We start from the raw sequence: 13,436 nt of genomic DNA on the forward strand, positions 1-13,436 counted from the left end.
GTCTAGCATGAGCGATAGCCGATTCGTAGACTACCCGGGCAGCCCCTTTCACCTGTACCAGCCCTATCCGCCGGCGGGCGACCAGCCCGGCGCGATCGCCCGGCTGGTCGAGGGCGTGCGCGACGGCCTGATGTGCCAGACCCTGCTGGGGGTGACCGGTTCGGGCAAGACCTACACCATGGCCAACACCATCGCGCAGCTGGGCCGCCCGGCCCTGGTGCTGGCGCCCAACAAGACGCTGGCCGCGCAGCTGTATGCCGAGATGCGCGAGTTCTTCCCGCGCAACGCGGTCGAGTACTTCGTCTCTTATTACGACTACTACCAGCCCGAGGCCTACGTACCCACGCGCGACCTGTTCATCGAGAAGGACTCGTCCATCAACGAGCACATCGAGCAGATGCGGCTGTCGGCCACCAAGAGCCTGCTCGAGCGCCGCGACACCGTCATCGTGGGCACCGTCTCGTGCATCTACGGCATCGGCAACCCCGCCGACTACCATGCGATGGTGCTGATCCTGCGCGCGGGCGACCGCATCGGCCGGCGCGAGGTGCTCGCGCGCCTGGTGGCCATGCAATACACGCGCAACGATGCCGACTTCACCCGCGGCACTTTCCGGGTGCGCGGCGAGACCATCGACATCTTCCCGGCGGAAAACGCCGAGCTGGCCCTGCGGCTGACCCTGTTCGACGACGAGGTCGAATCCCTCGAGCTGTTCGACCCGCTGACCGGCAAGGTGCGCCAGAAGGTGCCGCGCTTTACCGTCTATCCGGGCTCGCATTACGTGACGCCGCGCGATACGGTGCTGCGCGCGATCGAATCGATCAAGCAAGAGCTGCGCGAGCGGCTGGATTTCTTCGTCAGCCAGGGCAAGCTGGTCGAGGCCCAGCGCCTTGAGCAGCGCACCCGCTTCGACCTGGAGATGCTGCAGGAGCTGGGCTTTTGCAAGGGCATCGAGAACTACTCGCGCCACCTTTCGGGCGCGGCCCCGGGCGAGCCGCCGCCCACGCTGATCGATTACCTGCCGGCCGACGCGCTGATGTTCATCGACGAGAGCCACGTCACCATCGGCCAGCTCGGCGCGATGTACCGGGGTGACCGCTCGCGCAAGGAAACCCTGGTGCAGTATGGTTTCCGGCTGCCCTCGGCGATGGATAACCGTCCGCTCAAGCTCGAGGAGTTCGAGGCGCGCATGCGCCAGTGCGTGTTCGTCTCGGCCACGCCGGCGGCCTACGAGCAGGAGCATTCGGACAACGTGGTCGAGCAGGTGGTCAGGCCCACCGGGCTGGTCGATCCGGTCGTGCAGGTACGGCCCGCGCGCACGCAGGTCGACGACCTGCTGGGCGAGATCAAGCTGCGCGTGGCGCAATCGGAGCGGGTGCTGGTCACCACGCTGACCAAGCGCATGGCCGAGGACCTGACCGACTTTCTCAGCGAGCATGCGGTCAAGGTGCGCTACCTGCATTCGGATATCGATACCGTCGAGCGCGTGGAGATCATCCGCGACCTGCGCCTGGGCGCGTTCGACGTGCTGGTGGGCATCAACCTGCTGCGCGAGGGGCTGGACATCCCCGAGGTGTCGCTGGTGGCCATCCTGGATGCCGACAAGGAAGGCTTCCTGCGTTCGGAGCGCAGCCTGATCCAGACCATCGGCAGGGCGGCGCGCAACCTGAACGGGCGCGCCATCCTGTACGCCGACCGGGTCACCGACTCGATGCGCCGGGCAATGGACGAGACGGCGCGCCGGCGCGAGAAGCAGCTGGCCTTCAACGAGGCGCACGGCATCGTGGCGCGCGGCGTCAGCAAGGCGGTGCGCGAGATGATCGACGGCATCGTGGCGCCTCACTCGGCCGCCGGCGAGCAGGCCGACCTGCCGCTGTCGCTGCTCAGCGACGAAAAGGCGCTGGCCCGCGAGATCAAGCGGCTGGAAAAGCAGATGCTGGATCACGCGCGCAACCTGGAGTTCGAGCAGGCGGCCGCCGCGCGCGATGCCCTGAACCGCCTGAAAGAGCAGGCGCTGCTGGGGCCGGGGGCGCAGGCTTCGGTGGAGTAGGGCCGCGTCTGTGCACAGAAATGGTGCATGTAACAGTCCGTGTGGTGCAGCAGGCTGCGGAAAGTGGGTTTTTGCACTGCACCGCGACGGCCCGCATCCTGGGCCGCAACGCGGCTTTTTTGCTTTATGAATTTTTTAAGTCACTTCCAAGTCCCTGTTTTTAATAGGATTTATGCTTATTCCAGGGTCGGGCCCCCTTTTTGCGCACCTGCAAAAAAAGCTTGCCTTGTTGCGGGTTTTCCCGCACACTTATGGACATGATGACCAAGGTTCTTTTCGTTTGCATGGGTAACATCTGTCGCTCGCCGAGCGCAGAGGGCGTGTTTCGCCATTTGGTTGCCGACGCCGGGCTTTCCGACGTCGTCAACGTCGATTCGGCAGGCACTCACGGCTTCCATGTCGGCGAGGCGCCGGATGCGCGCGCCCTGGCTGCCGCCCGCAAGCGCGGCTATGAAATGACGCGCCGCGAGGCGCGCCAGGTCCGCCCCGAGGACTTCCGGGAATTCGACCTGATCCTTGCCATGGACTGGGAAAACCTTGCCGCCTTGCAGCAGCAATGTCCCAAGCAGTACCAGCACAAGCTGATGCTGCTGATGCGCTTTGCCAACGAATTCGAAGAGGCCACCGTGCCCGACCCCTACTACGGCGGTCCGGAAGGCTTCGGCAAGGTGCTCGACTACCTGGAAGACGCCTGTCAGGGCGTGCTGGAGCTGGTCCGCAAGCGGGCCACCCAGTACCAAGCCGCCTGAACCAGCGGGCGGCCAGGGCGCCGGGTCTTCCGGCGTCCCGCCTCGAACGCGCTACGGCGCGTTTTTTATTGGCTGCGTACCCAAGCAAATTAGTCGGGAATTTGCTATACTTGAGTCAATTGCTCAGGTATTGGGCGGGCAGGGCGCGGAATCGTGCTCCTGCCGTTTGAAAGGAAAATCCCATGCGGCTGACCACGAAAGGGCGCTTCGCCGTTACTGCCATGATCGACCTGGCCCTGCGCCAGCACAGCGGGCCGGTCACGCTGGCGGCGATCAGTCAGCGCCAGAACATCTCCTTGTCCTATCTCGAACAGCTGTTCGGCAAGCTGCGCCGCCACGAGCTGGTGGAAAGCGTGCGCGGCCCCGGCGGCGGCTATTCGCTGGCCCGCCTGGCCCGCAACGTCACCGTGGCCGACATCATCTTCGCCGTGGACGAGCCCCTGGACGCCACCAGCTGTGGCGGCAAGCGGGACTGTACCAGCGGCAACGACGGCAAGCCGGGCAAGTGCATGACGCACGAGCTCTGGGCCACCCTGAACCGCAAGATGGTCGACTACCTGGATTCGGTTTCGCTGCAAGACCTGGTCGACCAGCAGCGCCTGCGCCAGCTGCAGGAAGCCAGCCAGGAGAAGGCCTGCTCGGTGCGCATGGACCGCATCGGCCCGGCCGCCGCCAATCCCTCTACTGCCGCCGAGCGCCCGCGCGCCGCGCGGGCGGCTGCCTGAGCGATACGGCCGCCGAATCGAAAAAGCTAGGAGCATGAACATGACGACTCGTCCCATCTATCTCGATTATTCGGCCACCACGCCGGTCGATCCGCGCGTGGTCGACAAGATGGTGCCGTGGCTGTTCGATAACTTCGGCAACCCTGCCTCGCGCAGCCATGCGCTGGGCTGGGCGGCCGAGGAAGCCGTCGAGCAGGCGCGCGCCGAGGTGGCCGCGCTGGTCAACGCCGATCCGCGCGAGATCATCTGGACCTCGGGCGCCACCGAGTCCGACAACCTGGCCCTTAAGGGCGCGGCCAATTTCTATGCCGAGCGCGGCAAGCACATCATCACGGTCAAGACCGAGCACAAGGCGGTGCTGGACACCTGTCGCGAACTCGAGCGCCAGGGCTTCGAGGTCACCTATCTCGACGTGCAGGAAAACGGCCTGCTGGACCTGGCCGCGTTCGAGGCGGCGCTGCGTCCGGATACCATCCTGGCCTCGGTGATGATGGTCAACAACGAGATCGGCGTCATCCAGGACATCGAGGCGATCGGGCAGATCTGCCGCGACAAGGGCGTGATCTTCCACGTTGATGCCGCCCAGGCCACCGGCAAGGTCGCCATCGACCTGCAAAAGCTCAAGGTCGACCTGATGGCCTTCAGCGCCCACAAGACCTACGGGCCCAAGGGTATCGGCGCGCTGTACGTGCGCCGCAAGCCGCGCGTGCGCATCGAGGCGCAGATCCACGGCGGTGGGCACGAGCGCGGCTTTCGTTCCGGCACGCTGGCCACGCACCAGATCGTGGGCATGGGCGAGGCCTTCCGCCTGGCCCGCGAAGAAATGGCCACCGAGAACGAGCGCATCCGCATGCTGCGCGACCGCCTGTGGCGGGGCCTGTCGGGCATCGAGGAAATCTACGTCAACGGCGATCTCGAGCACCGCGTGCCGCACAACCTGAACGTGAGCTTCAACTACGTCGAGGGCGAGTCGCTGATCATGGCGATCAAGGAGCTTGCCGTCTCCAGCGGTTCGGCCTGCACGTCGGCCAGCCTGGAGCCTTCGTACGTGCTGCGCGCCCTGGGCCGCAACGACGAGCTGGCGCACAGCTCCATCCGCTTTACCATCGGCCGGTTCACGACCGAGCAGGAGATCGATTTCGCCGCGCAGCTGCTTGCCAGCCGCGTGGGCAAGCTGCGCGAGATGTCGCCGCTGTGGGAAATGGCCCAGGAGGGCATCGATCTGAACTCGGTGCAGTGGGCCGCCCACTGACCGCGCGCACAAGGGCCGGCCGGCGCATCGCGCGGCCGGCCGCCACTCTGGCTTAGGAGAAACATCATGGCTTACAGCGAAAAAGTACTGGACCACTACGAGAACCCCCGCAACGTCGGCTCCTTCGACAAGAGCGAGGCCAATGTCGGCACCGGCATGGTCGGCGCCCCGGCCTGTGGCGACGTCATGAAGCTGCAGATCCGTGTCAACGACCAGGGCATCATCGAGGACGCGCGCTTCAAGACCTACGGCTGCGGTTCGGCCATCGCCTCCAGTTCCCTGGTCACCGAATGGGTCAAGGGCAAGACGCTGGAGCAGGCCATGGCCATCCGCAATACGCAGATCGCCGAAGAGCTGGCCCTGCCGCCCGTGAAGATCCACTGTTCCATCCTGGCCGAGGACGCCATCAAGGCGGCCGTCAAGGACTACCAGGACAAGCATGCGAGCTGAGCCATGGCTGTGACCCTTACCCAACAGGCGGCCGACCACGTGGGCCGCTACCTGCAAAAGCGCGGCAAGGGCCTGGGCCTGCGGCTGGGCGTGCGCACGACCGGGTGTTCGGGGCTGGCCTACAAGCTTGAATACGTCGATGCGCCCGACGAGCATGACCAGGTGTTCGAGAGCTTCGGCATCAAGGTGTTCGTCGATCCCAAGAGCCTGTCCTACCTGGACGGGACCGAACTGGACTACGCCCGCGAGGGGCTGAACGAAGGCTTCAAGTTCAGCAACCCCAACGAGAAGGCGCAGTGCGGCTGCGGCGAATCGTTTACGGTGTAGCCTCTTGGCCGACGACCATTTCAGCCTGTTCGGCCTGCCGGCCCGCTACGCCATCGACCCCGTTCGGCTCGAACAGGCATGGCGCGAAGTCAGCGCGCGCGTGCACCCGGACCGCTACGCCACGGCCAGCGCCGCCGAGAAGCGGGTCGCCATGCAATGGTCGGCGCGCGCCAACGAGGCCTACCGCGTCCTGCGCGACCCCCTGCAGCGCGCCCGCTACCTGTGCGAGACGCGCGGCGTGGACTTGCAGACCGAGAGCAACACGGCCATGGCGCCGGCTTTCCTGATGCAGCAGATGCAATGGCGCGAGGCGCTGGACGAGGCGCGGGACAGCGGCGATGCCGGCGCCCTGCGGGCGCTGCACGAGGACCTGCAAGGCGCCCAGGCGCAGATGCAGGCGCAGGTGGCCGAGCTGCTGGATGCGCAGGACGATCCCCGGCAGGCCGGCCAGCGGGTGCGCGAGTGGATGTTCCTCGAGCGCCTAGCCCAGGAACTGCGCCAGGTCCAGAACCAGAACGCATGATCGACGCGACGGCCCGCCAGCGGCCGCGCTAGCCGCGGAGGCGGCCGGCGCCCGGCAGGCCGTTGCGCTAGAGGAACTTTATGGCTTTTCTGCAGATTTCCGAACCGGGCGAATCGCCGGCTCCGCACCAGCGCAAGCTTGCCGTGGGCATAGACCTGGGCACCACGCATTCGCTGGTGGCGGCCGTGCGCAGCAGCGTGCCCGAAGTCCTGCCCGACGCGCAGGGCAGGGTGCTGCTGCCCTCGGCGGTGCGCTACCTGGCCGACGGGGACAGCCAGGTCGGCTACGAGGCCCTGCAGGGCCAGGCCGCCGATCCCCTGAACACCATCGTCTCGGCCAAGCGTTTCATGGGACGCTCGGCCCAGGACGCCCGCGCCAGCCGCGCTCCCTACGAGTTCGTCGACGGCCCGGGCATGGTCCGCCTGCGTACCGTGCAGGGCGAGAAGAGCCCGGTCGAGGTGGCCGCGCGCATCCTGGCCGAGTTGCGCGAGCGCGCCGAGGCGACGCTGGGCGACGAACTGGTGGGTGCGGTGATCACGGTGCCGGCGTACTTCGACGATGCCCAGCGCCAGGCCACGCGCGACGCCGCGCGGCTGGCCGGCCTGAACGTGCTGCGCCTGCTCAACGAGCCTACCGCCGCGGCCCTGGCCTATGGGCTGGACCACGGCTCCGAGGGCATCTACGCGGTCTACGACCTGGGCGGCGGCACTTTTGATATCTCCATCCTGCGCCTGTCCAAGGGCGTGTTCGAGGTGGCCGCCACGGCCGGCGACACGGCCCTGGGCGGGGACGATTTCGATGCGGCCATCGTCGATGCCTGGGTCGCCGAACATGCCGGGCTGCAGGACGCCATCGCCGATCCGCACGCCTACCGCCCGCTGCTGCGCGCCGCCCGCGCCGCCCGCGAGCGGCTTTCGCAAGCGCCGCAGACCGATTACGAAGCCAGCCTGCCCCAGGGAAGGCGCATCACCGGCACCTTGACGCGCCAGGCCTTCGAGGCCCTGGCCGAGCCGCTGGTGGCGCGCACGCTGGCCTGCGTAAACCGGACCTTGCGCGATGCCGGGCTGACGCCAGCCCAGGTCAAGGGCGTGGTCATGGTGGGCGGGGCGACCCGCATGCCGGTGGTGCAAGCCCGCGTGGGCGAGCTGTTCGGCCAGGCCCCGCTGACCGACCTGGATCCCGACCAGGTCGTGGCGCTGGGTGCGGCGGCGCAGGCCAACCTGCTGGCCGGCAACCGGGCGCCCGGCGAGGACTGGCTGCTGCTGGACGTGCTGCCGCTGTCGCTGGGACTGGAAACCATGGGCGGGCTGGTCGAGCGCATCGTGCCGCGCAACAGCACCATCCCCGTGGCGCGGGCGCAGGAGTTCACCACGTTCAAGGATGGGCAAAGCGCCATGAGCATCCATGTGGTGCAGGGCGAGCGCGAGCTGGTGTCCGATTGCCGCTCGCTGGCGCGCTTCGAGCTGCGCGGCATCCCGCCCATGGTGGCGGGGGCGGCGCGCATCCGCGTGACCTTCCAGGTCGATGCCGACGGATTGCTGGGGGTGACGGCGCGCGAACAGAGCACCGGCGTGGAGGCTTCGGTGACCGTCAAGCCTTCGTACGGCCTGAGCGACGAGGAGGTGGCGCGCATGCTGGCCGATAGCGTCAGCCAGGCCGACAGCGACGCCCGCGCGCGGATGCTGCGCGAGCAGCAGGTCCAGGCCCGGCAGCTGGTGCAGTCGGTGCAGGCCGCGCTGGCCGCCGACGGCGACCTGCTGTCCGAGGCCGAGCGCCTGCGCGTGGACCAGGCGCTGCAGGCCGCGGCCCAGGCCCAGGACGAGTCGGACGCCGAGCGCGTGCGCGCGCTGGTCAAGGCCTTGTCCGACGCCACCGAGGATTTCGCGGCGCGCCGCATGGATCGCAGCATCCGCGCCGCGCTTTCGGGCCGCAAGCTCGACGAACTAGGCTGAAGAACCATGCCCAAACTGACCGTACTGCCCCATCCCGAAATCTGCCCCGAGGGCGCCGTCATCCAGGACGCGCCCAGCGGCGAGTCGATCTGCCGCGTGCTGCTGGATAACCACATCGAAATCGAGCATGCCTGTGAGCTGTCCTGCGCCTGCACGACCTGCCACGTGATCGTGCGCGAGGGCTTCTCCTCGCTGGAGGAAGCCAGCGACAGCGAGGAAGACCTGCTGGACCGCGCGTGGGGGCTCAGTTCGACCTCGCGGCTGTCCTGCCAGGCGCGCATCGCCGACGCCGACCTGACGGTGGAGATACCCAAGTACACCATCAACCACGCCAAGGAGAACCACTGATGAAGTGGACCGACACCTATGCGATCGCGCAGGCCCTGGCCGAGGCGCATCCGGACGCGGACCCGGCGCAGGTGCGCTTTACCGACCTGCGCGCCTGGGTGCTGGCCTTGCCGGGCTTTTCGGACGATCCGGCGCGCTGCGGCGAGAAAATCCTGGAAGCCATCCAGATGGCCTGGATCGACGAGGCGGACTGAGCGGGCCGCGCCCGCAGGCGGTAGGCGGCTAATGCCACCGCGGCCCGCACGCACGGTATCATCGGGGCCTGCTTCCTTCCTGCCACCGACTACCGTGCGCCCATGACGACTCCTGCCTTGCGCTTTGGCCTGGCCGCCAACCGGCTGCATCACGAAACGCCCGACGCGGCCCTGTTCAAGTGGCTGCGTGCCTGTTCCGACACCATCCGCCAGCTGGGCATCCAGCTGCATACGGTGGGCCGCACCCATGACGCCATCGAGCGCGAGGGCATGCTGTCGGGCTACCCCGGCCTGATCCGCTATCCCTACGGCCGCGAAGGCGGGCTGATGAAGCTGGTCGCGCGGGTCACGCAAGGGCGCGAGGGCGTGGCGCCTTTCGACGGCGCCATCTACCTGATCGATCCGGTCGATCCTTCCTCGATATTTCCCGAGGCGCTGGCGCTCAAGCGCCAGTGCATCACGCACGGACGGCCTTTCATCTCCACGCTTGCCGGGGCCATCGAATGGATGGCGGTCGAGCGCATCCACGCGGGCCTGCCGCCCAGGGGGGCCGAGCAGGGCCTGTTCGATTTTTCCGGCCAGACACTGGCCTTGATCGCGCACGATGCCCTGAAGGCGCAGATGGTCGATTTCGCCGCCGATCATTTCGACCTGCTGTGCCGCTTCGAGCGGCGCGTGGCCACGGGCACCACCGGCGGCCTGCTCAACGACCTGGCCTGGTCGCGCGGCTGGCCGCGCGAGCGGCCCTGGGTGCAGCGCTACCTGAGCGGCCCGCTGGGCGGCGATGCGCAGATCGCCGAGCTGGTGCTCGAGCGGCAATGCCAGCGCGTCATCTTCTTCGAGGATCCGCACGTGGCGCGCCAGCACGAGGCCGACATCCAGTTGCTCGAACGGGCGGTGCGGGTGGTGACCGAGACCGCCACTTGCGCCACGTCGGTGGACGTGGCGCGGCGCTGGGCGCAGGCGGTGCAGAAGCATTCTTGCGCGCCGCGATGAGCGCCCGGACCCTGTACTGGCGCCGGCTGGATACCGAGGGCCTGGAGCGGGTGACGATCGCCTGCGATGGCGACGCGCTGCATGTCCAGGCCAGCATCATTGCGATCGAGGACGGGGGGTTCCAGCTGGACCATCAATGGGTGCTGTCACCCGACTGGTCGGTGCGCAGCCTGTCCGCCACGCGATGGGGCGGCAAGGGCCAGGCGTCGCTGCGCGTGCAAAGAACCGACGCGGGCTGGTCGGTCGATGGCCAGCCGCGGCCCGACCTGGACGGCGCCGAGCAGGTCGATTTGTCCGCGACGCCCTTGTGCAATACCTTTGCGCTGCGCCCGCTGATGCGCAGCGGCGAGCGCACGCGGGAGCTTGACGTGGCCTACGTCGATGCGGCCACGCTGCAGGTCACCCGCTCGCGCCAGGCCTATGACCGCCTGGACGACGGGCGTTTCCGCTATCGCGACCTGGGATTGTTCGCCGGCTTCCAGGCCGTCCTGCAAGTCCAGGACGAGGGCCTGGTCCGGCGTTACGAAGGCCTGTTCGAACAGGTGCTGTAGCAGGCCGGCCAGGCGCTCCCGCTTCATTCGACCTTGATGCCGGCCTCCTGGATCACGCGGGTCCACTTGGGCACTTCGGCTGCGACCAGCTCGAAAAAGGCCTCGGGCGTGCTGGCCACGACCTCGACGCCCTGGTCGCCGAACAGCTTGACCACGTCGGGCTGCCTGATCAGGCGCGCGATCTCGGCATTGAGCTTTTGCACCACGGGCGGCGGCGTCTTGCCCGGCGCCTGGATGCCGAACCAGACGTTCACCTCGTAGCCCGGCACCCCGGCCTCGGCCACGGTGGGCAGGTCGGGGAACAGCGGCGTGCGCCTGGACCCCGTGACCGCCAGGGCCTTGAGCTTGCCGCCCTTGATGTGCTGGCTCAGGTTGGGGATGTTGTCGAACAGCGCGTCGATCTCGCCGCCCAGCATGGCCACCACCGCCGGCGCGCTGCCCTTGTAGGGTACGTGCGTCATCTCGGTGCCCGTCATCTGCATGAACAGCTCCATGGACAGGTGGTTGGAAGAGCCCGAGCCGGTCGAGCCGTAGTTGAGCTTGCCAGGATGCTTCTTGGCATAGTCGATGAACGCCTGCACGCTGTCGATGCCCAGGCTTTCGCGCACCACCAGGATGTTCTGCGTGCTGCCGGCCCAGATCACCGGCGCGAAATCCTTGAGCGCGTCGTAGTTGAGCTTGCCGCCGTACAGCCCCGGCAGGGCGGAAAAGGGCAGCGGCGTGATCAGCAGGGTATGGCCGTCGGGCTGCGCGGCAGCCACCAGGTTGTTGCCGATCAGGGTGTTGCCGCCGGGGCGGTTGTCCACCACCGCGGAAATCTTCCAGCTTTTGGACAACCGGTCCGAGACGGTGCGCGCCAGTGTGTCGTTAAAGCCTCCCGGCGGATAGGGCACCACGAAGGTGATGGGCTTGCTGCCCGGGAAATCGGCCGCCGGGGCCTGGGCCTGCGCGGCGTTCGCCGCCAGCAGGGCCACGCCCGCCGCGGCCAGGGTGCTTGCCAGTTTGTGCCATGCCATCGCTTGTCTCCTTTGGGCCTGGAGGCCCTTTTTGCTTGTTCGGATGCGTGCAGGGCGCGCGCCCTGGCCTGACTTCAGAACTTCACGACATAGCCCGGCCCGTCGATGGCCGGGTATTGCTTGAAAAGGTCCTCGTCGATCTCCAGGCCGATGCCGGGTGCATCGGGCGCCTGTACGCAGCCGTCCTGGCCGACCTGGAAGGTGCTGCCGAACATGTCGCGGAAGGGATTGAAGTGCGAGACGCAGGCTTCGAAGTAGCCGGCGTTGTCGATGGCCGACAGGAAATGCAGCGTGGCCGCATGGTTCAGGCCGGTGGCCGAGCTGTGGGCGTTGAGCGGGATGCGCCAGGCCGAGGCGATGGCGGCGATGCGCAGGGCCTCGGTGATGCCGCCGGTCTTGGACAGGTCGGGCTGCCACACGCCCACGGCCCCGGCTTCCAGCATTTGCGCGAATTCGTAGCGGGTGTAGTGGTTCTCGCCGGCGGCCAGCGGCACCAGCGGCGTGATGCGCGCGGCCTCGCGGTACGAGGCGAAGTCGTTGCAGGGAAAAGGCTCCTCCAGCCAGCCGGCCTGGATCTCGGCCAGCACCGGCATGACGCGCCGCACGTCGGCCAGCGTATAGGCCGTATTGGCGTCGGTCAGGATGTCCACATCGGGCCCCAGTGCCTGGCGCACCGCCCGCACCCGCGCGATGTCCTGGGCCACGGTATCGCCCAGGCGCAGCTTGACGGCCCTGTAGCCCTGAGAGACGTATTGCCGGGCTTCCTCGGCCAGCGACTCGGCGGGCTGGTAGCCCAGGGCGATGCCGCCGGCGTAGGCGGGGATGCGCCGGCGGCTGCCGCCCAGCAGCTTGTACAGCGGCATGCCGGCGGCCTTGCCGCGGATGTCCCACAAGGCCATGTCTATGCCCGAGACCGCCAGCGCCGCCCCGGCGCCCAGGCCGTGGCTGGCCAGCTGCATGCGGTGCACCCGCTGCCAGGCGCCCACGCAATCGGTCGCTTCCATGCCTTCGAGCAGCGGCGCCAGGGTGCCCTGGATCAGCGCGACGATGGCCTTGGGGCTGCGTCCCGGGTGGGCTTCGCCGTAGCCGGTGATGCCTTCGTCGGTTTCCACCTTGACGACGATAGCGTCGCGCTTGAGCGTGCTGCCCACGCCCATGACCACCGTCTTGCCTTCGGGCAGCCGGTAGGACAGGGCGATGGCGGTGATGCGGGTGATTTTCATGCTGTCTCCTGGGTTGGGTCTTTTTGCTTTCGGTTCTTCCCGCCGGCCCGCGTCATCGATTCATCCGAACACCTCGGGATTGACGACGTTGTGCGGGCGTTCGCCGGCGACCAGGGCGAGCGCGGTCCGCACGGCCATCATTCCCATGGCCGCCTCGGATTCGCGCGTCACGCCCGCCAGGTGCGGCGTGAAGATGACGTTGGGCAGGCCGCGCAGGGGGCTGTCGGCCGGCAGCGGCTGGTGCGCAAAGACGTCCAGCACCGCGCCGCCCAGCCGTCCGCTGGACAGCGCCTGGGCCAGCGCCGCCTCGTCGACGACCGCGCCGCGCGCCACGTTGATCAGCAAGGGGCGGCGCGTGGCGCAGGCCAGCGCCTTGGCATCGACGAGATTGCGCGTGGCCTCGGTCAAGGGGCAGGCCAGCACGATGAAGTCGCTTTGCGCGAACAGCCCCGCCAGCGTCATGGCCTGCACGCTGTGCGGCAGCTTGCCCGGGCTGCGCGTGTGGGCGGCCACCCGCATGTCCAGGCCCAGCCGGGCCTTTTGCGCGACCCGCTCGCCGATGGCGCCGTAGCCGACGATGCCCACCGTCTTGCCGGCCAGTTCGAAGGTCTCCTGGCCGGCGCGCGAACGGGCCTCCCAGTTGCCTTCCCGCACCTGGCGGTCGTAGCGGTGCAGCCCGCGCGCATGGGCCAGCATGGCGGCCACGGCGTACTCGGCCACGGAGTTCGCATTGACCAGGGGGGTGCGGGCCACGGGAATGCCACGGCGGGTGGCCTGGGCCACGGGGATGAAGTCCAGGCCCACCCCGTGGCGCACGATGGCCTTGAGCGTGTGGGGCGAGTGGAGCAGGGTGTCGGGCAGCTTGCGCCGCACGATGAGCGCGTCGGCGCCGTCGATGTGCGCGCGCAGCCACGTTTCGGCGGCGGCCGCGTCGAGGCCGCGCGGGATGGTCTGCACCTGGGCATGCCGGGCCAGCTCGGCGTGGGCCTCGGCGTGGATGGGATCGGTCAGCAGCAGTTTCATGGCCCGGCCGTGGCGGCGGCTTTGTTGTTGTAATACCTATTTGTATTACGAATCTGC

Annotated in this window: 15 protein-coding genes; 12 read left to right on the forward strand and 3 right to left on the reverse strand. The window is 68.0% G+C overall.

Features of this window, described 5'->3' with window-relative positions; translation table 11 throughout:
- Positions 1-7: 7 nt before the first annotated feature.
- The 12 genes from uvrB (at position 8) to V8Z80_RS02650 (ending at position 10,117) form a co-directional block, all read left to right on the forward strand.
- Entirely contained in the window at positions 8-2,050 is a 2,043-nt protein-coding gene (uvrB, locus tag V8Z80_RS02595) for an excinuclease ABC subunit UvrB (RefSeq protein ID WP_155193526.1), read from the forward strand.
- 257 nt (positions 2,051-2,307) lie between these two features.
- Complete coding sequence (locus tag V8Z80_RS02600; protein WP_155193524.1) at positions 2,308-2,799, forward strand: low molecular weight protein-tyrosine-phosphatase; 492 nt, start codon at positions 2,308-2,310, stop codon at positions 2,797-2,799.
- Between the two features lie 182 nt (positions 2,800-2,981).
- Positions 2,982-3,524, forward strand: a complete 543-nt coding sequence (gene iscR, locus V8Z80_RS02605; RefSeq protein WP_155193522.1) for a Fe-S cluster assembly transcriptional regulator IscR — start codon at positions 2,982-2,984, stop codon at positions 3,522-3,524.
- Positions 3,525-3,564: 40 nt separating this feature from the next.
- Positions 3,565-4,776 carry an IscS subfamily cysteine desulfurase gene (locus V8Z80_RS02610; protein ID WP_155193520.1) on the forward strand — a complete coding sequence of 404 codons (1,212 nt, stop codon included), beginning with the start codon at positions 3,565-3,567 and terminating at the stop codon, positions 4,774-4,776.
- A 66-nt stretch (positions 4,777-4,842) separates the two neighbouring features.
- Complete coding sequence (gene iscU / locus V8Z80_RS02615; RefSeq protein WP_155193518.1) at positions 4,843-5,226, forward strand: Fe-S cluster assembly scaffold IscU; 384 nt, start codon at positions 4,843-4,845, stop codon at positions 5,224-5,226.
- Positions 5,227-5,229: 3 nt separating this feature from the next.
- Entirely contained in the window at positions 5,230-5,553 is a 324-nt protein-coding gene (iscA, locus tag V8Z80_RS02620; protein ID WP_155193516.1) for an iron-sulfur cluster assembly protein IscA, read from the forward strand.
- A gap of 4 nt (positions 5,554-5,557) precedes the next feature.
- Positions 5,558-6,076, forward strand: a complete 519-nt coding sequence (hscB, locus tag V8Z80_RS02625; RefSeq protein ID WP_336060898.1) for a Fe-S protein assembly co-chaperone HscB — start codon at positions 5,558-5,560, stop codon at positions 6,074-6,076.
- 80 nt (positions 6,077-6,156) lie between these two features.
- Positions 6,157-8,028 carry a Fe-S protein assembly chaperone HscA gene (gene hscA / locus V8Z80_RS02630; protein ID WP_336060899.1) on the forward strand — a complete coding sequence of 624 codons (1,872 nt, stop codon included), beginning with the start codon at positions 6,157-6,159 and terminating at the stop codon, positions 8,026-8,028.
- A gap of 6 nt (positions 8,029-8,034) precedes the next feature.
- Complete coding sequence (gene fdx / locus V8Z80_RS02635) at positions 8,035-8,376, forward strand: ISC system 2Fe-2S type ferredoxin (RefSeq protein WP_155193511.1); 342 nt, start codon at positions 8,035-8,037, stop codon at positions 8,374-8,376.
- The gene (gene iscX / locus V8Z80_RS02640; protein WP_155193498.1) at positions 8,376-8,570 is read left to right on the forward strand and encodes a Fe-S cluster assembly protein IscX; all 195 of its coding nucleotides are present in this window, start codon (positions 8,376-8,378) and stop codon (positions 8,568-8,570) included. Before fdx ends, iscX begins: the two co-directional genes overlap by 1 nt.
- A 102-nt stretch (positions 8,571-8,672) precedes the next feature.
- Positions 8,673-9,566 carry a methylglyoxal synthase gene (locus V8Z80_RS02645; protein ID WP_336060900.1) on the forward strand — a complete coding sequence of 298 codons (894 nt, stop codon included), beginning with the start codon at positions 8,673-8,675 and terminating at the stop codon, positions 9,564-9,566.
- Positions 9,563-10,117: a putative glycolipid-binding domain-containing protein gene (locus tag V8Z80_RS02650; RefSeq protein WP_336060901.1), complete on the forward strand. Its 555-nt coding sequence runs from the start codon at positions 9,563-9,565 to the stop codon at positions 10,115-10,117. Before V8Z80_RS02645 ends, V8Z80_RS02650 begins: the two co-directional genes overlap by 4 nt.
- A gap of 23 nt (positions 10,118-10,140) precedes the next feature.
- Here the strand turns inward: V8Z80_RS02650 and V8Z80_RS02655 are convergent, their stop codons facing one another.
- From V8Z80_RS02655 to V8Z80_RS02665, 3 genes are all read right to left on the reverse strand, one after another.
- On the reverse strand, positions 10,141-11,133 hold the full coding sequence (locus V8Z80_RS02655; RefSeq protein WP_336060902.1) for a tripartite tricarboxylate transporter substrate binding protein: 993 nt from the start codon (positions 11,131-11,133) through the stop codon (positions 10,141-10,143).
- Between the two features lie 74 nt (positions 11,134-11,207).
- Positions 11,208-12,356, reverse strand: a complete 1,149-nt coding sequence (locus V8Z80_RS02660; RefSeq protein ID WP_155193491.1) for a mandelate racemase/muconate lactonizing enzyme family protein — start codon at positions 12,354-12,356, stop codon at positions 11,208-11,210.
- A 60-nt stretch (positions 12,357-12,416) separates the two neighbouring features.
- Positions 12,417-13,379 carry a hydroxyacid dehydrogenase gene (locus V8Z80_RS02665; RefSeq protein WP_336060903.1) on the reverse strand — a complete coding sequence of 321 codons (963 nt, stop codon included), beginning with the start codon at positions 13,377-13,379 and terminating at the stop codon, positions 12,417-12,419.
- Positions 13,380-13,436 lie beyond the last annotated feature (57 nt).

Origin of the sequence: Orrella sp. JC864 (genome assembly GCF_037026685.1) — a bacterium.
GTDB lineage: Bacteria > Pseudomonadota > Gammaproteobacteria > Burkholderiales > Burkholderiaceae_B > Orrella.

Coding starts and splice junctions, on each gene's coding strand:
- fdx (WP_155193511.1), top strand. CDS start 8,035: ATGCCCAAACTGACCGTACTGCCCCATCCCGAAATCTGCCCCGAGGGC.
- V8Z80_RS02610 (WP_155193520.1), top strand. CDS start 3,565: ATGACGACTCGTCCCATCTATCTCGATTATTCGGCCACCACGCCGGTC.
- V8Z80_RS02655 (WP_336060902.1), bottom strand. CDS start 11,133: ATGGCATGGCACAAACTGGCAAGCACCCTGGCCGCGGCGGGCGTGGCC.
- iscX (WP_155193498.1), top strand. CDS start 8,376: ATGAAGTGGACCGACACCTATGCGATCGCGCAGGCCCTGGCCGAGGCG.
- iscU (WP_155193518.1), top strand. CDS start 4,843: ATGGCTTACAGCGAAAAAGTACTGGACCACTACGAGAACCCCCGCAAC.
- iscR (WP_155193522.1), top strand. CDS start 2,982: ATGCGGCTGACCACGAAAGGGCGCTTCGCCGTTACTGCCATGATCGAC.
- V8Z80_RS02600 (WP_155193524.1), top strand. CDS start 2,308: ATGATGACCAAGGTTCTTTTCGTTTGCATGGGTAACATCTGTCGCTCG.
- hscA (WP_336060899.1), top strand. CDS start 6,157: ATGGCTTTTCTGCAGATTTCCGAACCGGGCGAATCGCCGGCTCCGCAC.
- iscA (WP_155193516.1), top strand. CDS start 5,230: ATGGCTGTGACCCTTACCCAACAGGCGGCCGACCACGTGGGCCGCTAC.
- V8Z80_RS02645 (WP_336060900.1), top strand. CDS start 8,673: ATGACGACTCCTGCCTTGCGCTTTGGCCTGGCCGCCAACCGGCTGCAT.
- V8Z80_RS02650 (WP_336060901.1), top strand. CDS start 9,563: ATGAGCGCCCGGACCCTGTACTGGCGCCGGCTGGATACCGAGGGCCTG.
- V8Z80_RS02665 (WP_336060903.1), bottom strand. CDS start 13,379: ATGAAACTGCTGCTGACCGATCCCATCCACGCCGAGGCCCACGCCGAG.
- V8Z80_RS02660 (WP_155193491.1), bottom strand. CDS start 12,356: ATGAAAATCACCCGCATCACCGCCATCGCCCTGTCCTACCGGCTGCCC.
- uvrB (WP_155193526.1), top strand. CDS start 8: ATGAGCGATAGCCGATTCGTAGACTACCCGGGCAGCCCCTTTCACCTG.